Below are 26,800 nucleotides of genomic sequence, written 5' to 3'. Positions count from 1 at the left end.
GGATTGTTATTCTAAAAAGATCATTATTTATACAGGAATTTTAGCTTAATTAGAGAAACCTATGATGCGTATTTTTCTTTCTGTTTTACTGTTTGTTTTAGTTTCGTGCCATTCTCATTCAAAGAAAGAGGCTGAAAAGAAATTTGACGTTGCCTTGCTAAAACAGAATGAAAAGTTCAGAATTGCCGGAGCATATGATTCATTGATTAATCTTAATAAAAGATATTACAAAAAGGCCGATGAAATGAATTATGCAGATGGGAAGGCGCTCTGCTATATCAATCTTGCAGAACTCAATATTTCCCTGGAAAATTTTCAGAAATCACAAATTCTCTTTGATAATGCCAAAGAGATTCTGGATGATTCTGAGGATAACTTACACAAAGCCAGGTTTTATAATGTTTATGGCCGTTTCAATGTAGAGCTTCGAAGGCTTGATAAAGCTTTTCAATATAATAATGAAGCAATGAGTTTTATAAAGAAAAGTGAGAATTATGAACTTAAAAATGATATTCTTTTCAGTATTTATTTGAGGCAGGCTATTTATCTCATGCAAAAAAAAGAATACGAAAAAGCACTGGAATACTTCCATAAAGCAAAAAAAATAGATGATACCGGCCTTGCAGATTGTGCGATAAGTGATTATGTGTATATGCATAAAGACAAAGATTCTGCATATAAATATATAACGATGGCTTACAACAAAGCTAATATCAATGGTAAAGAAGACGGAATAGCCCTCTATGCCAATACCATTATGGGAGAGTATTTTCTTAATTATAAACAGTATGATAAAGCGGAAATAGCTCTTAATAAAGCTTTGAAAATCAATGAAAAAACGAAACATATTTATGCTTATTATGCTAAGTATATTTATAATGATCTCAGAGTTTTATATGAACGTACCGGAGATAAAGAAAAGGCTTATCTTTATTTGAAAGCTTATACAGATGCTTTTTACAGAACAAATACATCTTTACTGGCTACTATCAATCAGGATATGGAATCTTTTATTGCAGTAACTCAGCAGGATGCTAATCATCATAAAAGTAAAATTTATTGGATTGTTTCTCTGTCGTTTATTGGTCTTTGTCTGCTGGGATTATATGCCTGGAGAATTATTATTGCGTTGAGGAAACGGAAAAAAGTTCTTGCCATAGAAGCTGAGAATCTGAAAATAAGAATGAATGACAATAAACAGGAAAAAGTTATAGAACTGGGTAAAAAAAATGACCCTGAATTTCTGGATCGTTTTAAAGAAAGTTACCCCGAATTTATAGTTCAGCTTTTAACAATTAACCCCAATCTTGAAAATTCTGAATTGATTTTTTGTGCAATGCTTAAACTTCATTTTACTTCTAAAGAAATAGCAAACTATACCATGGTTCAGCACAGGAGTATTCAGCAGAAAAAATACAGGATCAGAAAAAAATTAAATATTCCGGGAGAAACAGATATTTATCATTTCTTTGATACCTTAAAATAAACCAAAAAAAACTGTCTGATTTATCAGGTCAGACAGTACTCGAAATATTCTCTTTTCACCACCCGGTTTTTTAAGTGGTCTCAATGGTCAAATATGAAAATTTTTAATGGAAACAAGAAAAAAGACTATACTACATGGGTACTACATGGTGTATTCGATTGTTTAAATTGTTGGTATTTAAACGATTGTGATTTGTAGTCGATTTGCTAACTTATTTTTAAAAAAGAGCCGGTGTTCTTCGAATGTGTTCCTTTTTTGCACCGCGTCTTTTGATTATTCTTGTTTTAATTCATCTTTTTTTCATCTGATATTCAGTATTGTTTTTTCATCCGTCCTTAGATGGAAATTTTTAATAATATGTACGTATAAAAACACAACTATTTAAGACAAAATTAGGTGTTAAATCTAAGTGGTTGATAATTAAACATTTGTAATTGCTGTTGTATATGTGTAGTATCATTTATTTTTGTTTTTTATTTGGAATATGCAAGTTTTGTGGAGTGATTTGTTGTGAATTTTGCATCATGGATTTCATTTTGTTGAACTTATGATAATACTTAAGTGGACTGATCAGAATCCAAAATGATCTTTTGATAAAAATGAGCTACCTATAATCATACAACCAAAGTAATTTTAAATAAATCTATGAAAAAAAGAATTTTATTCGTTTGTGCATTAGCATCTTGTTTTACGGTTTTCAATGCTCAGAGATGGGAATCTGTCTCTCAGAAAACTTCACAGATAAGAGAAGGAGTAGAAGTACAACATTCTTATAGAGTGGATCTGAAATCTCTTCGCGAAATGCTAAGAAATGCTGAAGAAACCGGGAAGGGTGCAACGCCGGTTATTATTTCTCTACCAACTGTGGACGGAAAGATTGAAAAGTTTGCTGTCTATAGCAATCCTGTACTTGATAAATCCCTGGCCGATAAATATCAACTGGGATCTTATACGGGAGTAGGTGTGGATGATCCATCTAAGTATTTAAGATTCAGTACATCTCCTAATGATATGCAGTCTATGATCATTAAAAATGGTATATTCCAGTTTATAGAGCCAATAAGTGCTGATAAACAGACGTATGGAGTATTCTATAAAACAAAGAATGAAGGAGAGCATGGCTTTAAATGTGATACCGGAGAACGTGATTTTAAGGATATTAATAAGTTGGTAGAGAATGGTAAAAAAATGCTTTCCGGAGTTGGAATCGCCAGCAGACCTACCAATACAAAATACAGAGATTTTAGAATGGCATTGTCCGTTACAGGAGAATACAGCCAATATCAATTAACTGCAGCAGGAACTCCGGCCAATGCAACCGACGACGTAAAGAAAGGAGTAGTGCTGGCTGCCATGAATAATACGATGACCCGCATAAACGGAGTTTTTGAACGAGATTTCGGAGCTCATCTGACCGTTCAGAATCTTCCGGATATCATCTATCTTGATCCGGCTACAGATCCTTATTCTAATAATTTAAATTTACAGTTGCAACAGACCCTTACTTCTGTAGTAGGAAATGCCAACTATGATATCGGGCATGTTCTTAATCAAAATGCAGAAAGAAGCGGAAATGCAGGGGGAATCGGAATTGTCTGTGTAGATCCGGCCACTAATACTGAAATAAAAAAAGGTTCAGCTTATACCCAGGGACCTGTTCCTGTAGGTGAAGTTTTTGACTTTACTGCAGCTCATGAAATGGGACATCAATTGGGAGCTAATCACACATTTTCAAATACTTCTGTCACAGATGCCAATCAGGGAGCCAATGTAGAGCCTGGAGGAGGTACTACTATTATGGGCTATGCCGGAATTACCTATGATAATGTGCAGGCTAACGCCGATGGATACTTCCATTATAAATCCATCGATCAGGTATTAACTAATTTAGAAAATAAACTTAATTGTGGAGCCTCTCAAAATATAAACAATAATACAGCGCCAGCTATTAATCCTTTGGTGGCTTATAGTATTCCTAAAGGAACCGCTTATTATCTTGAAGCTTTAGCCATTGATGCAGAAAATGATCCTGTAAACTATACCTGGGAACAGAATGACAGTACAGATGAATTTTCTACAATTTCAGGGGATAGCGGATGGGGATACAATCCAAAAGGAGCTTTATCAAGATCAGTTCCTGGTACGGCAAACGGAAGAAGATATTTTCCAAAGTTGGCGAGCGTTATGAATGGAATTCTAACAGACAAGCAAGCATGGGAAACGGTATCTTATATCCCCCGAACATTGAATTATGCTGTAACAGTAAGAGATCAAAACGCTCAGCGTCCTATGGTTTCAAGTTCAACAACTACAGTGACTGTAGGGAATGACGGACCGTTCAAATTCAATGGGCTTACTGCATCTTCAGTATTGTATAATGATGCAGTAAATACAATTTATTGGGATGTTGCCAATACAAATGCTGCACCTTATAATACAGCGAGTGTAAAAATTGATTACACTACAGATAATGGAACAACCTGGACAAATCTGGTTGCTGCAACACCAAACACCGGGAGTTATAGCGCACAAATGCCAGGAAATATAAATGGAGCTATAAAACTAAGAGTTTCAGCTGTAGGAAATATCTTTTATGCCGTGTCTCCTGCTATTACTGTGGGGGCTGCACCTACATCTTCTACGTCCGCACCTACAGGTATTTCCACTATAGATACGGAGATCTTTAAAACAACGGCAAGGGTATCCTGGAATAGCGTTCCGGGAGCTACTTACTCTGTTAATTACAGAAAAGCAGGAACGGCAAACTGGTCTAATGCTGTAAGCCAGGCAAATTCTGTAGTTCTGAATAATTTAGAAGATGAAACCAATTATGAAGTACAGGTAGCGGCTGTAGTTAATTCTGTTTCCGGGGCTTTCTCTAATAATTATACATTCAAAACAAAAGGATTAAAGACTGGAGTTGATTACTGCCTTTTAAATTCAGGTTCACCTTATGTAGGATCCATCTTAAAAGTTACTGTTGCAAATCTTGATTATAGTGATCTTACAGCAAGATCTTATAAAGATTTAAGCGAAGATCTTACTAAGGTAGTTAATTTGACACAAGGTAGTACCTATACGCTTACGCCTAGAATAGGGAATCTGTTGCAAAACGGAATACCGGTAAATCTATCTGCCTGGATTGATTACAACAGAAACGGAGTATTTGAAGCTACAGAAAGGGTAGGACAGACTTCAGCAACAACAAATGCAGGTAATATTGGGCTGCCAAGTTTTAACTTCACGGTTCCTGCTACCTCTTATTCTGGAGATAAGGTGTTAAGAATGAGAGTGGTTGGTGAATTTTCAACGAGTGCTTTGAATAGCGTATGTGGTGAGCTGGCAAGCCAGGCGGGAGGTATTATGGATCTTCCTGTGAAAATTACTGCGAGTACCCTTGCTGTGAGAGAAACGGTAGATACAAAATCATCAGAGGTATCTATTTATCCTAATCCTGCAGATACATTTGTAGAAGTGAAAAATCTTAAAGGTAAAGGTGACTACAAAATTTACAGTGCGGATGGAAGACTTGTTCAGGAAGGTAAGATTGATGGAAAAATCAATGTAGCTTCTCTTGTAAAAGGAATGTATGTGATCACCATAAAAGATGAGAAAAACACTTACAATAACAAATTAATCAAAAAATAAACAACACGAATGAATCTCCGTATCAGGATCTAAAGGCGGAGAGAAAAAGAATTATTTCAAGAGGGAAAAAAGGCTGTCTTCAACTGAAGGCAGCCTTTTGATGATCATTAATCCAAATGGCTATTAAAAAAATCAAGCATAGTGGCTAATGAGGTTTCAGAGTGCATTCGTTCTCCATTTTCAAGGGATTCCTGCGTAGCTGTAGCAGCTCTCTTACGCATATGATGTTCGTAGACGGAAATGGCTTCCTGTAAGGTTTTACAATTCTCATCTGTTAAATATTCACTCAGTTCAAGGGCGTCCAGCATAGCCATATTAGCACCTTCTCCAGCAAATGGAGGCATTACGTGGGCTGCATCCCCAATCAGTGTGAGGTTGGGAAGAGTTTCCCACGTTTGATCTAAAGGCATAGAGTAGATCAAACGTGGAATAAAAGGAGTTTTTGCATTTTCAAAAAGTTCCTCCCAGATTGGGCTCCATTCCGGGTATTCTGTTTTGAACCATTTTAGCATCTGTGCAGTATCAGAAAAATCAAGACCGCAAGTGGCAGGCCAATGCTCATCTGCTTTAAAGCTTGCATAAAATCCGAGATCTCCATTGCCTTTTTGACCCATTAAGATATTTTGAGAATTTCCAAATGCCATAATTTTTCCCCCTTTGATCAAAGCATCAATCTGAGGAGCATTTTCTTTTGAAATATTTCCTTCCAGCATAATGATTCCGGAATAAATAGGTTTACTATCAGTGAGATAAGGGCGGATTTTAGAATTGGCACCATCTGAAGCAACGACAAGATCAGCATACACAGAATTTCCATTTTTAAAATGCAGCAGCCAGCCTTCACCCTTACGCTCCATAGAGAGAAAATGACTGTCCCAGACAACGGTTTCAGGATCTAGAGATTCCAGCAGCATATTTCTTAATGGACCGCGATCTATTTCAGGGCGAAAATTTTCATGGCCGAAATCTTCTTCAGGCTTTGTTTTATGATCGTTAAAAAATATTTCGGCCTTTTCATTCATGATCAGAGTTCTGTCTGCACCCGGACGGAAAGCCTTTTTAAACTCTTCAAGAAGTTCTGCTTTGCGTATGGCAGCCAGCCCAGAATCTTCATGCATATCAAGAGGAGAACCCTGTACACGGGCATTTTTATTAAAATCTCTTTCGTATACTTTTACATTTGCACCTTTCAGTTGTAAAAGTCTTGCCAGTGTAAGTCCTGCAGGACCGCCACCAACGATTGCTATTGATTTATTGTCTATAAGCATTGTTGATTTAAATTTTACAATGCAAATTTATTTTCCTTTCAATACCGATAATAGTACAAATCGGTCGTTTTTATTTTTGGATAATTCTTTAGGAACAACTCCTGAAAATTTCTTCACTTCTTTGATGAAATGATTCTGATCGGTATAATTGAGTTCCGGGAAAAGTCTTCCCTGGGCAATATGTTCCAATGATGTTCTGAAACGTAAAATAGTAGTGTAGGCTTTTAATGACAAGCCAAGCTGTTTGGTAAAATAACGATTGATCTGTCTGCTGCTCCAGCCTGTTTTTTCGGAAAGTTCCTGTACGCTCATTTCCCCTTTTGAAGTATAAACCAATTCAAAAAGTCGGCGTTTTCTCTCATCTATTTTCTGAGGAAGAAGTTCTTTTATTTTTTGAGTGGCTTTTGTACAGCAATGATTAAAATCCTTTATATCGTCAGCTTTAAAATTCCAGAAATCAGGAGAGAGTTCCTTTCCTAGGTTTAATAAATCGGCAATAGAGGTATGTAAAATATATTCAACTGCTATAGGTTTAAAGCTGATAACAAAAGCAAGGGTATGAGGAGCGATATATCTTTGCTCAGGATAAGTTTCCAGCCCGAGAAGGGTAATATGAAAAGGCTCTGAAACGGACTCTGAAAAAAATAAATCAATTCTTCCATCAGGAATGATCACCACCTCTTTTGCTTCATCCGAAAGGTTCTGAAAAGTACCCAGATTTTCAACGAAATCTGCAATCTCCTTATCAGGTTCGATAAAGTTATAAGTGAAATCAATATCCATAATCTTGGTCCGTTTAATACTTATTTTTAATGAAGAAAATTACAAAATTTGCTATAGATCACCAAGTCATGTGAAATTCATCGTGATAATTATTAATGAATCTTTCTCATTAAAAGTCCTAGGGAATCAAATTCGAACATTTAAAATATAAAACCCTTTAAATTATGGTTTTCCGTAAGTTGTAGCCATTCTTTTTATTTAATATTGCCGGAAAAAAGATGTCGACCATGGAAATTTTATTGATCATTATTTTATTTGTACTGATAATATATGCCTTCAGTACTTCAGGAAAATTAAAAAAAGAACTCCTTCAAAAAAATACTCAAATTACAAATCTGAACCAAGAAAATAGTCTATTGAAAGTAGAAATTTCTAAACTTCACCTTGATAAGGTTACTCTGAGCAAAAAGATAGCAGAATTATTACAACATAATGATGCATTACGAAAATATCAAGATATTATTGATGTAAAGGTTGAATGTGATTATCTTCTTAAAAAAGCTGAAAGAGATAGTCTGAGATTGAAAGAAAAAGCTGGGCAGGAGTTTTCAGAAGCACAGAGCCAGGCACGGGAAATTCGTAGAAATGTAAAGGAAATCACTGAAAAGAAAACCAGAGAAATAGAATTACTGTATGAAAATGCTGTGAATGAAGCTAAGCGTATTGTGGAAAATGCAGAATTAAAGGCAGAATCAATAGGTGGAGATGCCTATCGAAGTTTAAAAGAAGCTGATCAGATTGCTGATAGAATAAAAGCAATGAAAAATGTGATTCAAGGTTATGGTAATGAATATCTGATACCAACATATACTTTATTGGATGAATTGGCAGAAGATTTTGGCCACAAAGAAGCGGGTGATAATCTTAAAAAACTCAGACAAAATAATAAACTTATGATTATAAGCAGACAAGCTGGTATCTGTGATTATATGGATGAATCAAGAAGAAATACAGCTATTGATTTTGTTATTGATGCCTATAACGGGAAAGTAGATTCTATTTTGGCGTCTGTAAAGAAAGATAATTTTGGTATTCTGAAACAAAAGATGGATGATGCATTCCAATTAGTTAATTTTAATGGACAGGCTTTTAGAAATGCGAGAATATCCGAAATATACCATAGTGCGAGAGTTGAAGAATTACGTTGGGCTGTAGTTGTCCAGGAGTTAAAATGGCAGGAACAGGAAGAGCAAAGACAAATTCGTGAGCAGATTCGAGAAGAAGAAAGAGCACGTAAAGATTATGAAAAAGCAATCAAAGAGGCAGAAAAAGAAGAACAGACTTTAAAAAGGCTGATTGAGAAAGCTGAATCTCAGGTAGCTAGAGCTAATGAGGAGCAAAAAATACTTTTTCAGCAGCAGCTTGAAGAATTACAGCAAAAGCTTACCCAGGCTGAAGAGAAAAATCAAAGAGCAATCTCAATGGCACAGCAGACCAGAACCGGAAATGTATATATTATTTCAAATATCGGTTCATTTGGAGAAGATGTTTATAAAATTGGTATGACAAGACGTTTGGATCCTTTAGACCGTGTTCGTGAGCTTGGGGATGCAAGTGTCCCTTTTGAGTTCGATGTTCATGCCATGATATATGCTGAAGATGCTCCCGCATTGGAAAAACAGCTTCACAAGAAATTTTTGAAAAGTCAGCTTAATAAAATTAATCCTAGAAAAGAGTTTTTTAAGTTGAATATTCATGATGTTAGAAACTATATTGATTCTATTGGAATTGCTTGCAAATGGACACTTGCAGCAGAAGCAAAACAGTACCGTGAAACTTTGAAGCTTGAAGAAGATATGAAAACGAATAAACAGCTTGAAGCAGAATGGGAACAATATCAGGAAGTTACAGATCCTGTTACTTATGATGAAGTTCTCTCAGAAGAATAACTTTTCTACAAAAATAAAAACCCTTTAAGCCCAATGTTTAAAGGGTTTTGTATTTTATAGATATCATTTCTTATGATGTGAAAAATTCCCCTTCTCCGGAGGGGAGGCGAAAATTCAGAGAATTTTTGACGAGTGGTTTTACAATTTCTGATTAACCAAACTTCCACAAATTATTGCTATTTTTAGACCTTAAAATAGATTTAGGACAATACCTAATGGACAAATCATCACTTAATATCTACTTTCATTCCTTATTCAGTATCCAAGCTGAGGTGGTGGAAAAAATTACAGAAAAATTCAACCATTTTAATTTAAAAGCGAATACTGTTTTACTGGATAAAAATGCAATCAGTACCAAAACCTATTTTCTGGAAAAAGGATATGTCCGTTCATTTATATTGAATGAAGATAATGAGGAAATCACAACAAATATTTATACGGCTCCCTGTTTTGTAAATGATTTTCTGTCCTTTTTCAGACAGCAGCCTGCCAAAGAAATATACCAGACCGTAACCGATTGCGTTTTCTGGGAAACAGGATTGGAAAATGTACAGCATAATTTCCATAATATTCCCGAGTTCAGAGAGTTCAGCAGGCTTCTTTTTGTTCTTAATTATTATAATATTCATGACAGGCTGATCGAAATGGCGAGTCAGAAGGCTTCCACAAGATATTTTAACCTGATGAAGAAAGATCCTGATATTTTTCAACATGTTCCTTTGAAAGTGATTGCTTCTTACCTTGGAATTAAAGACAGCTCACTGAGCAGGATCAGAAGAGATATTCATAAACTGTAATTTCTTTTCATTTGTCAAGTGATATTTTAAATGTCATCGCTGATCTTTGCTTAAAAATAATTTCATGAACAAAAAACATATTGTAGTAGTAGGATTGGGTGGTGTAGGCGGTTATTTTGGTTTTAAAATCAATCAGATTAATGAAACTACAGGAAAATATACCGTTTCGTTTGTTGCCCGCGGAGAAACTTATGATAAAGTAAAAGAAAACGGATTGACATTGCTGTCTCCGGAGCATTCCAATTCACAGACTTATCCTAATGATATCGTGCAGAACATCAGTGAGATCAAAAATCCTGATCTGGTACTGATTTGTGTAAAAGAGTATGATCTTGAAAATGTCTGTAAACAATTACTGCCAGTCATTCATAAAGATACTGTCCTTCTTCCGATGATGAACGGAGCAGATATCTATGACAGAATACGCACCATTATTCCTGATCATACTGTTCTACCAACTTGTGTATATGTAGCTTCTCATATTAAGGAAAGAGGAACTGTAGAACATAAAGGTAATGCAGGTAAAATCATAGTGGGAAGAGATCCTGAGCATTTTTCTGCACCTATAGAATGGATTACAGAGCTATTGAGTGAAAGTAAAATTGACTTTGATTTTAAAGATAATTCATTAAAAGATATCTGGACAAAATTCATATTTATAGCAAGCTTTGGATTGGTAACAGCTAAACATAACTCGTCCATGGGAGCGGTATGTACCGATGAGCAGCAAAAGAATGAAGCCACCGGAATTATGAAAGAAATACAACAGATTGCTGCTAAGAAAGGAATAAATCTTCAGGAAGATATTGTTGAAGCTACTTTTAAGAAAGCTTCTACATTTCCTTTTGAAACTCCAACTTCCTTACAGCTTGATATCAATTCAGGAAAGAAGGATAACGAACTGGAATTGTTTGCAGGTGCTGTATTGAAATATGGTACTGAAACAGAGGTAGAAACTCCTTTTACTCAAAAAATTTATACCGAGATTAAAGCAAAATAACTTTGTGCTAATACCAGATAAAAAATGATAAAGAAGGCGGGTTAAAAACCCGCCTTTATTGAAATTAAATATAAAAGATAGAAGCTGATTAAGCACTGTGCATGAATTTTTGTCTGTCCAATAGTACTTCTTCCGTTTCCCTGTGATCAGGATCATCCACACAGCAGTCTACAGGGCATACAGCCTTACATTGAGGCTCTTCATGAAAGCCTTTACACTCTGTACATTTTCCGGATACGATATAATACACTTCATCTGAGACAGCAGGATGGTAAGCCTCAGCATCACCTTTTGTGCCGTCGGGGAATGTAATATGCCCTGAAAGCTTGGTTTTGTCTTTCCAGCGCCAGTCGATAGCACCTTCGTAAATGGCTGAGTTGGGGCATTCAGGTTCACAGGCTCCACAGTTGATACAGGCATCTGTTATTTTTATAGCCATATTGTTTGAATTTAAAGGGTTTAAAAAAGGGATTCCGTCAACGTTGAACGATTCTGAAATCCCTGCTAAACTTAAATGACAGCAGTTTAACACTGTTCTTTGAAAATAAGCAGCATAAAGTGTGCTATTTTTTATTTAAATCATTAATATGCAGCAATTTCTGCCGGTACTTAGTCAATAATGGCAATTTTTTTAGAAGCTGCAATGCTGATAAGTTTGTCAAACTTATCGGAATACAGATCCGAAATTTGAGTGGATTGCTCATCCGTAAATAATGATGACCTGACAATGGGAACGCTAAATGGCAATGGCCATGCACGCAATGATTTGGCAATAGAATCCATGGCATTGATTCCCTGCATGGCCTGCAGACCATCTGCCCAGCATACCAGCCCCACAGTTTTATCCGTAAGATAAGGTTCGTATCTGTTGGCAGTTACTTCAAGCCAGTCCAGACAGTTTTTCATCACTCCAGGAATACTTCCGTGGTAAAGAGGAGCCAGCCAGATATGCAAATCAGCATCAGTGAACATCTGAGTCATACGTTCTACAGCCAAAGGAGTTTTGTTGAGAGTAACATCGAATAAAGGGATTCCAGAATCAGCAAGGGTAAAAATATTCGTGTGAATTCCCAGCGTTTTCAGACGTTCTGAAAAATAATCTGAAATCAGTCCGGAAGTAGATAAAGTTCTTCTTTCCAGTGATCCGTTGAATATGATAGCTTTCATTTTTTTATTGTTTAAAAATTACTTTAGGTAACCCTATCTCGCCGTACATCAATGTTTTTACCAGAGGTTTTAATAATCCTGCTGCTAATAAATACAAAGCAGGATCATGACTGGTACTTGCACGGACCACCACTTTCTGATTTTTATACCGTTTAAGATCAGCATAAATGAGACGTCGTTTCCAGAGATCGAGCAGTATTGTTTCTGCGTTATTTAAATCTACATAAGAAGCATAAGGAAATAATTTTTCCATAATCAGCATATAAGCCCAGGGAGGAATAATGGCATCCGTAGAACAGATAATTCCTACTGCTTTTTCATTGTATATAGAAAAATCCACCACAGCAATTGATTCCTTAAATTCTTTCTCCTTGACAATCATTCCCATGAAAAGATGATCTTTGATATCCAGTTCTACAATTTCCGTAGTGGGTTTGTATTCTGAAAGGTCAAGGGCAATAATGCCTGAAGCCTTTGCTTTATTGATAAAATTTTCCTCAGTCATAGTTAGTTTACTTTTAGTGTTACTTATCTCACTTTTGATAAAGCTTCTTCATATTTTCTTTCTACAGCAGACCAATCTAGTACAGACCAGAAAGCATCAAGGTAATCTGCACGTTTATTCTGATAATTCAAGTAATAGGCATGCTCCCAGACATCTATTCCCAGAATCGGAAAACCTCTGTTTGTGGGAAGAATATCCATCATCGGATTATCCTGATTAGGAGTAGAGCTGATGGCCAGTGATCCGTTGAATTTTACAAATAACCATACCCATCCCGAACCGAACTGCGACAAACCTGTTTTTTTCATTTCTGCTTTTAGATTGTCAAGACTTCCGAAAGTGGCTGTAATATCATCATGAAGCATCCCTTGAGGAATAAGCTTAGGTTGAGGGGAAAGAATTTCCCAGAATAAAGAATGGTTATAGTGGCCGCCACCATTATTTCTTACAGCAGGACTGTATTCGCTGATTCTTTGCAATAAGGAATCCAGATCAGGATTCGTTTCGTTGGTTTGTGCCAATGCTGCATTCAGATTATCTACATAAGCCTGATGATGTTTCTGATGGTGAATCGTCATTGTCTCTTTATCTATAAAAGGAGCCAGAGCATCATAAGCATAAGGCAATTGTGGTAATGTAAATGGGTTCATCGTATTTATTTTTTTGATTATTGTGCCACAAAGGTAGAAATATATTTTAATAAAACAACTTTTATGTTGTTTTATTGCTTTTGTGATTTGAATCAATAAGATATTGTAAATCTTTATTTTAGCTTTGTTTTTTTGAAATTATAGAAAATGACTATATTTGTTGTTGAAAAATAAAACAACCTAAATATTGTCAAATGAAGAAGCCGGCAGCAGATCGTATTCTGATGTTTTTAAAGATGAGGGGTGAAGCTACCTCCCTTCTTATTGCTGAAGAATTGTCAATAACTAAAGAAGGCGCAAGAAAACACTTGCTCAACCTTGCTCAGGAAGGATTGATCCGGTCTTCGGTGAAGAGTGAAGGAGTTGGCCGTCCTTCTACTTATTATACGCTTACAGAGAAAGGACTGTCTCAATTCCCGGATACGCACGCAGATGTGACCGTTCAGATTTTGAAATCAGTGAAAAATCTTTTAGGGGAAAATGCTTTGGAATTATTGATCAGTGACCGGGAAAAAAACACCCATGAACGGTATGAAAAAGTACTTTCCAAGACAAAATCTCTGGAGCAGCGTCTTGAATCTCTTGCAAAAGTCCGTAGTGATGAAGGCTATATGGCAGAATGGAAAAAAGAAGGCACAGACTATTTTCTGATTGAAAACCATTGTCCGATATGTGCGGCTGCAACCGAATGTCAGGGCTTCTGTCGGGCAGAATTATCCAATTTCCAATCTTTGATAGGGAAGGAGTATAAAGTGGAAAGAGTAGATCACATTATTTCCGGTGGACAGCGCTGCGTGTATAAAATCAGCCAATAACTTATCATTTATCATTAAAAAATGGTTGTAAAAGCAGTAATATTTGACATGGATGGTGTTCTGGTAGACTCAGAAAAATTCTGGACCCAGGCAGAACTGGATGTATTTTCATCTTATGGAGTGCAGGTTACGGATGATCTTGCGGCACAAACAAAGTATATGACCACTCAGGAAGTTACCGAATTCTGGTATAAAAGATTTCCCTGGGAAAATTTTGATGCCTCTGATCTGGAAAATAAAGTGGTTACAAGAGTAATCGAAATGATACAAACCGAAAACTGTACCATGTCTGGTGTAGAGAAGTTTATTAAAAATCTTAAGAACAAGGACTACAAAATAGGGCTGGCTACCAATGCTCCTTTACGTGTAGCACATGCGGTGCTTGAAAAGCTTCAGATTCATGACCTGTTTGATACCATTCACTCATCAGAGTTTGAAAATCAGGGAAAACCTCATCCTGCCGTGTATCTTACTTCTGCAAAAAATTTGGGAGTTTCTCCGGAACACTGTATTGCCATTGAAGACAGTCAGTCAGGGCTTAAAGCAGCAAAAGAAGCAGGAATGCAGACTATCATTTTCACCAATAATGACGAAAATTTAGATTCAAATCTTGCCGATTTTAAAATCATGGATTTTAATACCATTTTTCTGCCGGTATTTGGTGAATAGTGAATAGTCAATCCGCTTCGCTGTGAATTTTAACAGGTGTTATAAAAATTGACTATTGACTGCGCAGCAAATTGACTATTGACATTAAAGTGAAAGGTGAAAGGTGAATCCGCTCCGCTGTGAATTTAACAGGTGTTATAAAAATTGACTATTGACTGCGAAGCAAATTGACTATTGACTTTAAAAGTGAAAGGTGAAAGGTGAATCCGCTTCGCTGTGAATTTTAACAGGTGTTATAAAAATTGACTATTGACTGCGTAGCAAATTGACTATTGACTTTAAAAGTGAAAGGTGAAAGGTGAATCCGCTTCGCTGTGAATTTTAACAGGTGTTATAAAAATTGACTATTGACTGCGTAGCAAATTGACTATTGACATTAAAGTGAAAGGTGAAAGGTGAATCCGCTCCGCTGTGAATGTTAAATGATGTTACAAAATGGACTATTGACTGCACAGCAAATTGACTATTGACATATCCTCGCATCTCGCATCCCGAACCCCAAAATCAATACTTCGTCAACACCTCCATCAATAACAAAATAGAAACCAGCTTTTTAGAAGACTTATACTCCGGATTCAGTTGTTCACGGATTTCTCCCAAAGCTTTGCTTAGCTTATTGCTCACGGTCTTGTTGCTGATTCCCAGTGCTTCTGCTGTTTCATTGACCGACATATTTTTCCTGATTCTCATATCGTAGACCTGTTGCTCTGTTGAGGGAAGCTGAGAAACCACCTCATCAATCATGGATAACAAAGCAGAAATTTCATTTTCCTCAAGAATTTCAAAATAATCTGAATCTGCCATTTCAATTTCATTCGGAATATCAAACTCGTCAATACTCAGAGTAGGAGGAGCTTTTTTGTAGCTGTTATAAAAATCAATAATCCGGTAATGAAGATGACGGAGAAGGTAGCCTTTGGCACTTTCTGTTTCATCGGTTTGTATCACATCTGTATTTTCAAGAATCTTCATCCATAGATTCTGAAGAATTTCTTCAGAGACTTCTTTATCCCGTGTCCGTACAAAAACAAAGCGATATAGACTATCCCAGTATCGGTCATACAGCAGCATAAATGCAGGACGGTCGCCTGATTTTATTTTCTTTAATAATATATAGTCTGTTGGGCTCATATTGTGATACAAAATTACCTAAAGGAAAATTAACTTTTTGTGAACTTTGGGTGTGATAAGATTAAATATTTCTGAAAAACAGGACTCAAATATGACGTTAATGTTGAGTAAATGTGAAAAAGGATGAAAATTATTAACAATTTGGTTGTAATGTGAATATAACGTTAAGAATACCCTGGGGAAGTTTTTCATTTTCTCTGTCTTATAGATAGAAGTATCTGTGAATACATGAAAGACCTTATGAAAAAACTTTTACCATATAAAAATATTGAAGCCTTTGTTTTCAAACTTTGGGAACGGGAAGTTTCGGAAGACTCAATCTCTGAAAAAGAAAATAAACTTTTAAGACTATGGAGAACTCAGACAGAAAAAAATCTGGATGCTATTCATATGAAAGAATCCAAAGAAAGAGTATTATCCGGACTGGAGTATTATTTTCCTCAAACAGATAGTATTTCTATTTCATCTGTAAAAAGCTTTACAACACATCTCTATAAAATGGCTGCAGTTATTATTCTGCTTTTATCATTGGGCGGAATATTTACCTACACCATGTTCATTAAGCCTGACGTATATATTGCAAAATCCGGAAATCGTATTGTTCGTCTTGAAGACGGATCTGTGGTTACTCTTTTACAAGGCGCTGTACTGACTGTAGAGAAATCTTTTCCTGCGTCCACCAGAGTCGTGGATTTAAAAGGAGATGCAATCTTCTCTGTGGCAAAATCTAAAACACATCCATTCATCGTTCGTGCTGATGGTTTCAGTACCAAAGTATTAGGAACGGTATTTAAAATCTCACAGTCCGGGAAGAGAAAAGCGGTTGATCTTTATGAAGGAAAGGTGGCTGTATCCACTCCCGGGGTTCCTGTTTCTTTCCTTAAGCCTAATCAGAAGTGGACCAACTTCGGAATTGCTCATACTACGGCAGTTATTTCACTGAGACCTGTAAAAAATTCAGCAGACAGAATTGCTGCAATATTGTCTCTGAGTTTTAACGATGTTCCTTTAAAAGAAGTAGTAGTAGTCCTGGAAAGCAATTATCATACAAAGGTTCAATATCCTAAGGAAGCTGAAGATAAAAAAATTACTGCGGATTTTACGGGAGGAACGGTCGGAGAAAATATTGAATCACTGGCTTTCATCCTGGGACTGGAAGTACAGAAAAAAGAAAATACCTATATCCTTAAGAAATAAATCATTATAAAAAATAAATAATCATAATCAAGAGAACACTATTAAGTATGAAAAGTTTGAAATGTGGGATTACCATAGCAGCCTTATTTTTTACTGTAGCCGCAGAAGCTCAGGAGCTGGTGCAGAAAGTAACATTTTCTGTACCTGCCAACAGACCGTTGATTGAAGTTTTGGAAGAATTTGCCGGAAAAACGGGAATGAGACTGGCATATTCCAAGGTAGACATTAAAGAGCTGAAGGTAAAAGGAGTGAAATGTGAAAATACTTCTGTCAACAACTGTCTGAAGGATATTACCAACGGACTTCCTATTATTTACCGACTGCATGGTGATCTTATTTCGATAAAATATGAAAGTTCAAATATTTCCGCATTGGGAAACGGACGAATTTCCGGTAAAATAGTGGATGAAGTAGGAAATCCCATTACCGGAGCAGAAGTCACTGTAGCTCAGAAAACAGTGGTCACTGATAATAACGGTGACTTTACCATAGATCTTCCCTCGGGAACTTATAATCTGACGATAAAAGCACCTAAATATAATACGCTGAGAGTTGAAAAACTGTCTGTTACGAACAAAGAAACGAATGCTGTTTCATTTGCTTTAAACAAGGCCTCAGATAAAATTACAGACATCAAAGAAGTTGTGATTACGGCAGCCCGTAAAGCAGATACTCAGGCGGGACTTCTTGCCCAACAGAAGAAAGCAGCGCAGATGAGTGATGGTATTTCAGCGGAACAGATTTCCAAAACGCCGGATAGCGATGTAGGAGGAACTTTGAAAAGGGTAACAGGAATTACCACCATTGATAATAAATATGTAGTGGTAAGATCCATGGGAGAACGTTGGAACACCGCGGCCATGGACGGAATCAACCTGCCAAGCACGGAAGCGTATAATCAGAACTTTTCATTTGACATTATTCCTACGGCAATGGTAGAAAGTGTGGTGGTAAGCAAATCTGCCACTCCTGATATGAATGCCAGCTTTGCAGGAGGTTACGTAGAAGTGAGAACCAAGGATATTCCCAATGAAAACTTTACAACCGTTACGTTAGGAACTTCGTATAATGACCAGTCGGCTTTCAAAGAATTTCTGACCCGCAAGCGAGGAAAGTACGACTATTTCGGGTATGATGACGGTACAAGAGATTTTCCCAAAGGACTGGAGCCGATGAACTGGACAGATCCAAGGTTTTTTGAACAGTCCAGGCAGTTTACCAATGACAATTTCAGCACCTATAAAACCAGAGGTGATATGGGATCTAATATACAGCTGGCATTGGGAAGAACCTACGCGCTAAAAAACAATAATAAATGGGGATTTGCCGGAGCATTTGTCATCAGAAATGAACAGAATAAACTTGATATTGACCATACGGGAAGAGGAAACTGGCTGGATACTACCGGAATGCCTGATGCAAACGGAGAGATTCCATTCTATAATTTCAAAAACAGTGGGGCCTCCTATAATTACAATTCGACACTGGCAGGAATGCTTAATTTTGGATTGCAACTTGGGAAAAACAGAATCTCATTCCGTAATTCATATACCCATATTTTTGATAATACGCTCACAAGAGTAACAGGCTGGAACGAATACTCAACGGGTAGTGGAATGGCATCCAATGCAGAATTAGCTTATAATTATTTTTATAACGGTGTCATCCCCAATAATGATCCGGCTCAGATCAAAAACTTAGACAGGCCTTATACCGATAATACCAATTACCCGATTTTTCAGACCCTTTTACAAAATAAACTGGAAGGAAGCCATAAAATAGGAAATACAGAGATCAGTTGGTTTGCGGCCCGTACAGGAGTAGCTTCTGATACTAAAGACTACACACAGTATATTACCAGGTACGACTTTATCGGAAATGAAATTCTCACATTTCATAAGATCTATAATTCCGGAGCCGATTTTTACAGAGGATATATAGAAAACAAAGAAACAGATTACAATTACGGTGCGTCTGTTAAGTGGGATATGGATGCAGGAAGCTTTAAAAATACCATTAAAACAGGATATGCCGGTGCTATAAAAAACAATACCAACCAGCAACAGAAGTTTTTTCTTCGTGTTGACGAAAACCGTGACGTTCCGAACAGCGAGAAGAACTATTTGACGATGTATGGTTCACTTGCTGACTGGTTTAATGGCTCCCATTATGTTCCGGGTGGTATTGGCTGGGAAACCAAAGCATTGTATAAAAATGACAAGTATGAAGGAGAGGTTAATCAACATGCGGTTTTTGTCATGTTTGATAACCGTTGGAAGAAATTAAGGTTAGTCTGGGGCCTTCGTGCAGAGTACTTTAAATATGATCTTATCTCACAACAATTAGATCCAAATGATACAAAGAATGTGGAAAGAGCAGCCGTTGAAGATAAACCGTGGCAATGGATGCCCTCAGCGAACTTTACCTACAGTCCTACCAATAAAATTAATCTAAGGCTTGCTTACAACAGATCTGTTATCCGCCCTCAGTTCAATGAAAGAACAGGACTTCCTTATTTCGATCCGATAGCTAATGGTTTAATTTATAATACAGAAATGACGTCCTCTGTCATTAATAATTATGATTTCAAATTTGAATGGTTTCCAGGATTAGGAGAAATATTTTCGGCAGGACTGTATTATAAAAATATAGACAGACCTATCGAACGTGAAGGCCATATTTCCAGCGAGGGAAATCTTTTCCTGTATAATGGAAATTCAAAAAATGCAAAACTGATAGGAGTAGAGGCTGAGGTAAGAAAAAGTTTAGGCTTTATTGCTGACGTAACTTTTCTGGAAAAGCTTTTCATAAGCGGAAATTTTACGTATAACCATACCAAAGTAGTGGCTTTTAAAGATCTGTACAAAACAGGTGATAATGATGAAACCTATGAAGTGAAACGCCCGCTTTACGGACAGACTCCTTATGCTTACAATCTTGGACTGATCTATGATGGAAACCGTTTAGGGATGAGTTTTTTGTATAACGCAAAAGGAGACCAGTACATCACAGTAGGATATGCGTACAAAGGAGAAGAAATCCAGCGGCCTTATGCAGTGGCAGACGCTCAGATCTCTTATAAATTACTTCGTAACAGAAATCTGGAAGTAAAATTAAATGTAAGAAACATTTTTAACAGGGTAAAAGAATATTATAACAATTTCAATTCTTATCTGGCTGCAAAAGATGGAGGAGGAAGTAATGTAGGGACAGAAAGAGAAGCCTGGGATCTGCTTCCGGGAGCAACAGACAGATATGATAAAAATATTGACAAGATCATGTTCAGGGCATACAGTGGAAGAATGTTCAGCCTGAGTGTGAATTATACTTTTTAAAGAAGTATACCAGCGATACAGAAAGATATCTTAAATATAGAAGCGTACAGGTTTCGGGAACCTGATCAAAAACTGAAGAATACTGATGATGCGCACAGCAGTACAGTTCTGAAAAAACCGGACGTTAACAGCTTTTCCCAGGCATTAACGATTCTCATGGGAACGCCCTCAATGCAGTTCCTCCTGCAGCGATGGGATGAACACCAAAAAACAAATCGAAGGAATAGAGAGGAAGATATTCCTGAATAAAAAACTGATCTGGTATAAAAATAATACAGCCGGATTTATTAAAAATTATAACAATGAAAAGACTAACTCTAATTGCAGTGGCAGCATTATCTCTTACAGCTTGTCAAAATGATCAACTGGCAGATTCATCTTCTCCATTCGAAATGAAATCTACTTCTGCTGAGTACCTTACAGCTTCTGCGCTTCCGGTAACCAGTGTAAGTGGTGATATTACTTCAAATACTACATGGAGTGGAGTAGTTGAACTAAATGGAATTGTAACGGTAAAAAATGGAGCTACATTAACAATCCAGCCGGGTACATTCATTAAAGCCAAGCCAAGCGCAAACAATACAGCTACCGGAGTTTTGGTAATTGCTAAAACAGGAAAAATCAATGCAGCGGGTACAGAGGCTCAGCCTATTATTTTCACCAGCTACAAATTGTTAGACGGAAACGAAGATACAACTGCTGCTCCTGGTGACTTCGGAGGTGTTGTTATATTAGGTGATGCGCCTACAAACACTCCATTCACAAAAACAATTGAAGGATTATCCGGTCCTGATTTCTATTACGGAGGTACCAATGCTTCCCATAACGGGGGAACATTGAAGTATGTACGTATCGAATTTGCAGGATATGATCTTTTAGCTCCGAATTCAGGTAACGAAATCAACGGTCTTACGTTAGGAGGAGTAGGAAACGGAACTACTTTGGATCATATTCAGGTTTCTTTCGGGAAAGATGACTCTTTTGAATTCTTCGGAGGTACTGTAAACGCTTCAAACCTTGTTTCTTTTGCAGCTGATGATGATAACTTCGACTTCGATAACGGATATACAGGAACAATCACTTGTGCATTAGCTTTGGCAGATTACAACTCTACACACAGTCTTAGCGGATCAAGCCCGGATTCTAACGGTATCGAGCTTGATAACAACGCAGAAGGTTCTTCTACAACATTGTTGACTCATCCGGTGATCAACAACCTTACTATCGTTGGTTCTAAGAACTCTACTAAAGGTGCTTTATATGAAAACGGTATCCACATCAGAAGACACGGAAGATTAACATTAAATAACGCTGTCGTTACAGGTTATCCTGTGGGTATCAAAGTAGAAGGTACAGGTTCTGAACTTTCTTCAGCTTCAGCTTACAGCACCATCCAGGTTCACGGATTTACTACTTCAGTTACAGGTACAGGTACAGCAGGAATCCCTGCAGCTAATCTGTTAACTGGAACTCCTGCATCTCTATGGGGTATGAGCCAGCCTTTCTTCAACGAAGGTGGTTGGAATGTATCTCCAAGAAACTGTGGAAACTTCCAGGGACTTTGGACAAAATACAATTTCTCCATTGTAGAATAATAAAAACTTTAAAAAGCAGGGAACAGCACATGCTGATTCCTTGCTTTTACTTCAAAAATTTTAATCATCAGCATTATGAAAAAAATAATTTTATCATCTGTTCTGTTTTTATCCCACCTGGCTGCAGCACAGTCTCTGGTATGGGGAAATTCGTTTGATACTCCTGCCGATCTTCAGGGCTGGACTTTTCATGACCTTAATAGCAATGGAAACGGATGGGTACAGGGAGAAAACATCTATCACAACGGAACTACCTTGACCTATGGAACTGCAGGTGTTCTACGCCATTCTATCAATTTGGTTCCAACTGGAAATGCTAACGGATTCACCACAGAAAATGACTGGATTATTTCTCCTCAGATTGACCTTACCAATACTGCAGGAACCATTACACTGGCCGCCTATATCGGGAGACAGAGATCTACTCACACGATTGTTGCCAGAGAACTTTTTATCTATGTAAGCACACCGCAGAAAGAAGTTCCAACGTTATCGGACTTTCAGGCAATGACCGTAGATGCAGACGGAAATGATGTTCAGAGTATGTATAAAATACAGGTAGGTGACTCAGCCAATCCTTTTCCGGCAGATCTTACCCAGTTTGTAGAATCTCTTGTAGATCTTTCTGCTTTTGCGGGAAAAAAGATCTATATCGGAATGTGGTCAAACAGAAAAACAAGCGGAAACAATGTCCAGAACATCAATATTGATGAAATAGGAATTTATGCTACTTCATTTTTGGGAACTAAGGATGTAAAAGGAAACAAAATTGTAACACAAATAGCAGAAAATCCGGTAAGAGAATCTTTACAGCTGCATCTTAACCCAGCATTGAAAGAAAATACAACTGTAGTCAATATTTACAATGCAGCAGGACAAAAAGTCTTAACCACTCCATATGCTAAAGCGATCAACACAGCAGGGCTTACATCCGGAGCGTATATCGCAGAAATTACGGATGGAAAGATTACGGAAAGGCTGAAGTTTATTAAAAAATAATCATTCCGCCCCCTTAGAATCTGATTTTTAGAAACACCATGAAATTTTAATATAAAAGAATGGGTAGCCTTCGCAAAAAGGTTATCCAGAACATATCCAACTAGTTTTTTTATAATTATATATTGCCCGGCTCATGGGCCGGGCAATATTTTTAAACTTTTACAAGAAATAATTGAAAAAGATGAATAAAATCTTTGCATTACTACTGTTTTTTGCTGCACTTTTTTCATGTACAGACAGCAATACGATGGAGCTGTATGATAAAGTACAGAAACCCGGAGAGGTTAATATCAAAGGATTTTCCAAACCTGATGTCCTTCAGCTGAGGTTGAACGGACAGCCTGTATCCATTGAAGGAAAAACGTCCTATACCAATAAAATTGAAACCCAGCTTCAGTTTGTTCTGGATCAGGGAGAAACTAATAAATTGTCTGTCTACAATAATGAAACAGGCGCTGAAATTGCAAAATACAATATTACATATGACAATATAAATGATTATAAAAACCTCTACTTTTTTAATCTTCCCGGAATTTATCTGCAGACCTATGCGGTAAAACCTCAGGTGAACCTCGGGAAAGTAGGTTTTGAATTTATTTTTCCTAATCTGGGAGAATTTTCCGGAAGCTCTCTCAAAGAAGTGAAAGGCATTTTGAAAAGAGAAAACGGAGTAGTACTTGCCGAGTTTGATAATATAGGAAAAGACAACTTTACTGCAGTGAAAATCTATAGCTTCTTCAGCTCAACAGCTCCCTTATATCTTGAATTATACAAACCGGGAACTACAGAGCCTTACGCAGGATCTAAAATGATTCAGGTGAAATTAAAACAACACACGGGCGCCAATATGATTGTACTTCAGGAAAAAATGGAAAATGGAGAATGGGTGGTAAAAGGAGATATTGACGTAGCAGAATATCTGTAATTATATATGAAAAACTTTTTAAAACTTCAATATATTGCCATCGCAGTTTTTCTCATTTCGTGTACCAATAATAATGACGAAAGCGCACCCGTTTTTCCGGAGGGAAGTACAGAATTTGTGAATCTATGGGTTCAGGACAGTATGAAACGGTATTATTACTGGGCAGATGAGATGCCTGCAAAACCGGATTATCAGCTTCCTGTAAAAGATTTTTTCAAAAGTCTGCTGTCTCCCAAAGATCGGTTTTCTTTTATGGTGAATACGGAAGATTCCTCTTCGTATCCACGTTCTATAAGGAATATGTACGGTTTTGACTATACCATTGTTCAGCTTGCTAATAATGAAGTGGTTACTGTAGTGAAGCTGGTGCTGCAAAACTCCCCGGCTTTCAATGCAGGACTGGAGAGAGGAATGATCATTACCAAAGTCAATGGAAAAGTAATGACAGCCGCGAATGCCGAAGCAATGGCTTCATCCATTAAAGACCAGACGGTTGTAGAGCTTACCGTTGGAAAGTGGCAAAACGGAAGCGTTACGGATGAAAAAAACATCACCGTTTACTATGGTTTCTCTTTTGAACAGCCTGTTTTATCCAAAGTTTTTGAAAAAAATGGTAAAAAAATAGGTTATATGTACATCTATGATTTCCCTGACGGAATGACTCAAACGCTATATCAAAAGTTTGGGGAATTGAAGGCCGCCGGAGTAAAGGAATTAATTCTGGATCTTCGATACAATTATGGAGGTTCGGTGTCATCTGCTGCAGCTCTTTGCTCCCTGATTCCTTCAGGATTATCATCCGGTTCACCGTTCATCATTTTTAAAGGAAATAAAAACGGAGGGGAAGTAAAAAGAACATTTGCCCAACAGATTGCTTACGATCCCAAAGCTTTGGACTTTACAACTTTGCGTGCGAATGCTTTGGGATTGCAGAAAGTTTTTATCCTCACATCCAACAGTACAGCATCTGCGGCCGAAATTGTGGTGAATAACCTGAAACCTTATATGCAGGTGATTCAAATAGGAGATAATACGCTGGGGAAAGATATGGCAGGATTTGTTGTGGAAGACAAACGTAAACCCAGAAAAATTTCCTGGCAGATTCATCCGGTGATTTATAAAGTCTTTAATGCCAGCGGAGCCGGAGAATACAGTAGTGGAATTTCCCCGCAGAGCAATGTCAATGAATTTACCGGACTGCCATTATTACCTTTGGGAGATCCCAATGAAACCCTTATTTCTTTTGCACTTAACGGAGGTTATTTCAAATCAGCAGACCACGAAAAGAATGGAAATATCAAAATTTTATTTCAGAGTGACGTGCCTCCGGTTATGATGGAGAAATAAGCTGGATTCAAAAAACAAAAAATAATATAAAAAATATCTTTATCCTTTACCCATTCACAAAATAACTAAAATGATAAAATCATGCAGGGAATAGAACCAAAACTTCACATGAACCTGACCAGCCGTATTGAATATTACCGTCTGCTGATAGAAGCGGCAGAAGATCCTGAAAGCCAGCCTTCAGAGGTTATTACTCAGATTTCAGAACTGGGACATCTGTACGAAGAGTATCTGCTTAACAAGAAAAATCTGGAAAACAGCATCAAAAACTACCGTGCCTATCATAACGATTTGAGAAAAAAGCTCACGTCAAGACTTAGGGAGCTCAGAAGAAAGGCTAGACAGAAATAAAGCCCGGAATGTACTTTATCGGTTGATTTTATGGTGAAATTCATACCTTTATGACATCAAGCAGAAGGATGAAAGACTTATGAATTTTACTCAAGCAGAACTTTCCGGTTATTTACAGGTATTCTGGCAGTTTTCCTGGCCGCAATGGTTGATATTCAGTCTGATCGTTAATATTTTCCTATATCTGTTTTCGATAGGGTTGTATATTTTTATCGAGAAGACTTGTCGTAAAAGTCAGCTGCAGGAGAAGAATCATCCTGTTACCCGATCTGACTTTTATCTTAGTCTGCTTACCATAGGATGTAACAGTTTTGTTATGCTTTTGGGGGCTTTTTTATGGAAAAAAGGATGGATTGTGCCGGGGCAGACAGAATCAGTAATTGGAATAATAGCGGAAGTAGCTGTTTTACTCCTCTTAATGGATTTTCTGATGTATTTATTTCATTTTGCAGCACATTTACCTTTGGTCTATAAAGTTCTACACGGAAAACACCATGAACATATCAGTACCAACTTTTTAAGTCTTTTTGTTCTGCATCCTTTGGAAACCATAGGGTTCGGACTGATGATGCTGGTTTTACTTGTAGGCCATGATTTTTCTGTGATTTCGATTTCAATATATCTTTTGCTTAATCTCATCTGGGGAACGATAGGACACTTGAACAGAGAGTTTTTTCCATCCTCTTTTGACCGCTTTTTTGTGGGAACAACCAGGTTTCATAACCAGCACCATTTGGATGAAAGTAAAAACTTTGGATTTTATACTTCAATCTGGGACAGGTTATTCAGGACGTATAAGTAACTATGGGTACTACAGTTTTATATTATTCAAAACTTTACCCAGCAGATAATTAAAATTTTTTAATTCTTCAGAGGTAAGTATGGAAGCCGTCTGATGAGTGATAGCCTTACGGAAAGTTTCAGAATTATCTACAATAAACCTTCCTTTATCCGTTACTGAAAGATTGAATTTCCTGTGGTCTGCTTTCTCTTGTTCCCGGACAATCAAATCTTGACCGATCAGAAATTTCAGCTGTTTTGAAATGGCTGCCTGGCTAATGTTGAAAGCCAGTGATATTTCCCTTCCTGTTGCTGTTCCTTTCCTCATAATAAATTCAATAATATTATAATGAGCAGCAGTTACTCCGTTAATGTCACCCCGGTTCATGTGAGCCAGAATAAGACATTGGAAATCAGTAAATGTGTTAAAAAATTCTTTTTCAATGAGTTTCATTACAAATAT

The 26,800-nt window shown here is 37.1% G+C and carries 23 protein-coding genes; 15 read left to right on the top strand and 8 right to left on the bottom strand.

The window, feature by feature from the left end:
• Positions 1–61: 61 nt before the first annotated feature.
• Positions 62–1,486, top strand: coding sequence for a tetratricopeptide repeat protein (locus A1704_RS03480; protein WP_131797466.1), 1,425 nt, complete (start codon positions 62–64; stop codon positions 1,484–1,486).
• A 645-nt stretch (positions 1,487–2,131) separates the two neighbouring features.
• Positions 2,132–5,134 carry a reprolysin-like metallopeptidase gene (locus A1704_RS03475; protein ID WP_062670469.1) on the top strand — a complete coding sequence of 1,001 codons (3,003 nt, stop codon included), beginning with the start codon at positions 2,132–2,134 and terminating at the stop codon, positions 5,132–5,134.
• A gap of 107 nt (positions 5,135–5,241) precedes the next feature.
• On the opposite strand, the gene A1704_RS03470 is transcribed toward A1704_RS03475, so the two are convergent.
• Together A1704_RS03470 and A1704_RS03465 are read right to left on the bottom strand one after the other, a co-directional pair.
• Positions 5,242–6,402: an FAD-dependent oxidoreductase gene (locus A1704_RS03470; RefSeq protein WP_062670468.1), complete on the bottom strand. Its 1,161-nt coding sequence runs from the start codon at positions 6,400–6,402 to the stop codon at positions 5,242–5,244.
• Between the two features lie 27 nt (positions 6,403–6,429).
• Entirely contained in the window at positions 6,430–7,185 is a 756-nt protein-coding gene (locus tag A1704_RS03465) for a helix-turn-helix domain-containing protein (RefSeq protein WP_062670466.1), read from the bottom strand.
• Positions 7,186–7,412: 227 nt separating this feature from the next.
• Between A1704_RS03465 and A1704_RS03460 the strand changes: the two genes are divergently transcribed.
• The 3 genes from A1704_RS03460 to A1704_RS03450 all read left to right on the top strand — a co-directional run bounded on the left by A1704_RS03460 (position 7,413) and on the right by A1704_RS03450 (position 10,871).
• On the top strand, positions 7,413–9,074 hold the full coding sequence (locus A1704_RS03460; protein WP_162268219.1) for a GIY-YIG nuclease family protein: 1,662 nt from the start codon (positions 7,413–7,415) through the stop codon (positions 9,072–9,074).
• A gap of 215 nt (positions 9,075–9,289) precedes the next feature.
• Positions 9,290–9,871, top strand: coding sequence for a Crp/Fnr family transcriptional regulator (locus A1704_RS03455; RefSeq protein ID WP_062670464.1), 582 nt, complete (start codon positions 9,290–9,292; stop codon positions 9,869–9,871).
• Between the two features lie 64 nt (positions 9,872–9,935).
• Positions 9,936–10,871, top strand: coding sequence for a ketopantoate reductase family protein (locus A1704_RS03450; protein ID WP_062670463.1), 936 nt, complete (start codon positions 9,936–9,938; stop codon positions 10,869–10,871).
• Between the two features lie 88 nt (positions 10,872–10,959).
• Here A1704_RS03450 and A1704_RS03445 read toward each other — a convergent pair whose 3' ends face one another.
• The 4 genes from A1704_RS03445 to A1704_RS03430 form a co-directional block, all read right to left on the bottom strand.
• Complete coding sequence (locus A1704_RS03445) at positions 10,960–11,310, bottom strand: 4Fe-4S dicluster domain-containing protein (protein ID WP_062670462.1); 351 nt, start codon at positions 11,308–11,310, stop codon at positions 10,960–10,962.
• A gap of 170 nt (positions 11,311–11,480) precedes the next feature.
• Positions 11,481–12,038, bottom strand: a complete 558-nt coding sequence (locus tag A1704_RS03440; protein ID WP_062670459.1) for an NADPH-dependent FMN reductase — start codon at positions 12,036–12,038, stop codon at positions 11,481–11,483.
• 4 nt (positions 12,039–12,042) lie between these two features.
• Entirely contained in the window at positions 12,043–12,543 is a 501-nt protein-coding gene (locus A1704_RS03435; protein ID WP_062670458.1) for a DUF2480 family protein, read from the bottom strand.
• 23 nt (positions 12,544–12,566) lie between these two features.
• Positions 12,567–13,193, bottom strand: coding sequence for a superoxide dismutase (locus A1704_RS03430; RefSeq protein ID WP_062670457.1), 627 nt, complete (start codon positions 13,191–13,193; stop codon positions 12,567–12,569).
• A 194-nt stretch (positions 13,194–13,387) separates the two neighbouring features.
• Here A1704_RS03430 and A1704_RS03425 point away from each other — a divergent pair, with 194 nt between their 5' ends.
• Positions 13,388–14,008 carry a helix-turn-helix transcriptional regulator gene (locus A1704_RS03425; RefSeq protein WP_062670455.1) on the top strand — a complete coding sequence of 207 codons (621 nt, stop codon included), beginning with the start codon at positions 13,388–13,390 and terminating at the stop codon, positions 14,006–14,008.
• 21 nt (positions 14,009–14,029) lie between these two features.
• Positions 14,030–14,677, top strand: coding sequence for a hexitol phosphatase HxpB (gene hxpB / locus A1704_RS03420; RefSeq protein ID WP_062670453.1), 648 nt, complete (start codon positions 14,030–14,032; stop codon positions 14,675–14,677).
• 504 nt (positions 14,678–15,181) lie between these two features.
• On the opposite strand, the gene A1704_RS03415 is transcribed toward hxpB, so the two are convergent.
• Positions 15,182–15,808, bottom strand: coding sequence for an RNA polymerase sigma factor (locus A1704_RS03415; protein WP_062670452.1), 627 nt, complete (start codon positions 15,806–15,808; stop codon positions 15,182–15,184).
• 240 nt (positions 15,809–16,048) lie between these two features.
• Here A1704_RS03415 and A1704_RS03410 point away from each other — a divergent pair, with 240 nt between their 5' ends.
• From A1704_RS03410 to A1704_RS03375, 8 genes are all read left to right on the top strand, one after another.
• Entirely contained in the window at positions 16,049–17,005 is a 957-nt protein-coding gene (locus tag A1704_RS03410; RefSeq protein WP_238590572.1) for a FecR family protein, read from the top strand.
• 47 nt (positions 17,006–17,052) lie between these two features.
• Complete coding sequence (locus A1704_RS03405) at positions 17,053–20,340, top strand: TonB-dependent receptor (RefSeq protein ID WP_062670448.1); 3,288 nt, start codon at positions 17,053–17,055, stop codon at positions 20,338–20,340.
• A gap of 302 nt (positions 20,341–20,642) precedes the next feature.
• Complete coding sequence (locus tag A1704_RS03400; protein WP_062670446.1) at positions 20,643–21,935, top strand: hypothetical protein; 1,293 nt, start codon at positions 20,643–20,645, stop codon at positions 21,933–21,935.
• A 75-nt stretch (positions 21,936–22,010) separates the two neighbouring features.
• Positions 22,011–22,934, top strand: a complete 924-nt coding sequence (locus tag A1704_RS03395; RefSeq protein ID WP_062670444.1) for a T9SS-dependent choice-of-anchor J family protein — start codon at positions 22,011–22,013, stop codon at positions 22,932–22,934.
• A 181-nt stretch (positions 22,935–23,115) separates the two neighbouring features.
• On the top strand, positions 23,116–23,859 hold the full coding sequence (locus A1704_RS03390) for a hypothetical protein (protein WP_238590571.1): 744 nt from the start codon (positions 23,116–23,118) through the stop codon (positions 23,857–23,859).
• A gap of 6 nt (positions 23,860–23,865) precedes the next feature.
• Positions 23,866–25,206: a S41 family peptidase gene (locus A1704_RS03385; RefSeq protein ID WP_062670441.1), complete on the top strand. Its 1,341-nt coding sequence runs from the start codon at positions 23,866–23,868 to the stop codon at positions 25,204–25,206.
• A gap of 81 nt (positions 25,207–25,287) precedes the next feature.
• Positions 25,288–25,557, top strand: coding sequence for a hypothetical protein (locus tag A1704_RS03380; RefSeq protein WP_062670440.1), 270 nt, complete (start codon positions 25,288–25,290; stop codon positions 25,555–25,557).
• Positions 25,558–25,636: 79 nt separating this feature from the next.
• Entirely contained in the window at positions 25,637–26,359 is a 723-nt protein-coding gene (locus A1704_RS03375) for a sterol desaturase family protein (RefSeq protein WP_082798693.1), read from the top strand.
• 9 nt (positions 26,360–26,368) lie between these two features.
• Here A1704_RS03375 and A1704_RS03370 read toward each other — a convergent pair whose 3' ends face one another.
• A complete protein-coding gene (locus A1704_RS03370; RefSeq protein ID WP_062670438.1) occupies positions 26,369–26,791 on the bottom strand; it encodes a MarR family winged helix-turn-helix transcriptional regulator in 423 nt (140 codons plus the stop codon).
• Positions 26,792–26,800: the final 9 nt, after the last annotated feature.

The organism is Chryseobacterium cucumeris (assembly GCF_001593385.1).
Taxonomy (GTDB): domain Bacteria; phylum Bacteroidota; class Bacteroidia; order Flavobacteriales; family Weeksellaceae; genus Chryseobacterium; species Chryseobacterium cucumeris.
Note: the sequence above shows the minus strand (reverse complement) of the source record. Positions and strands in the feature narration are given on the sequence as shown.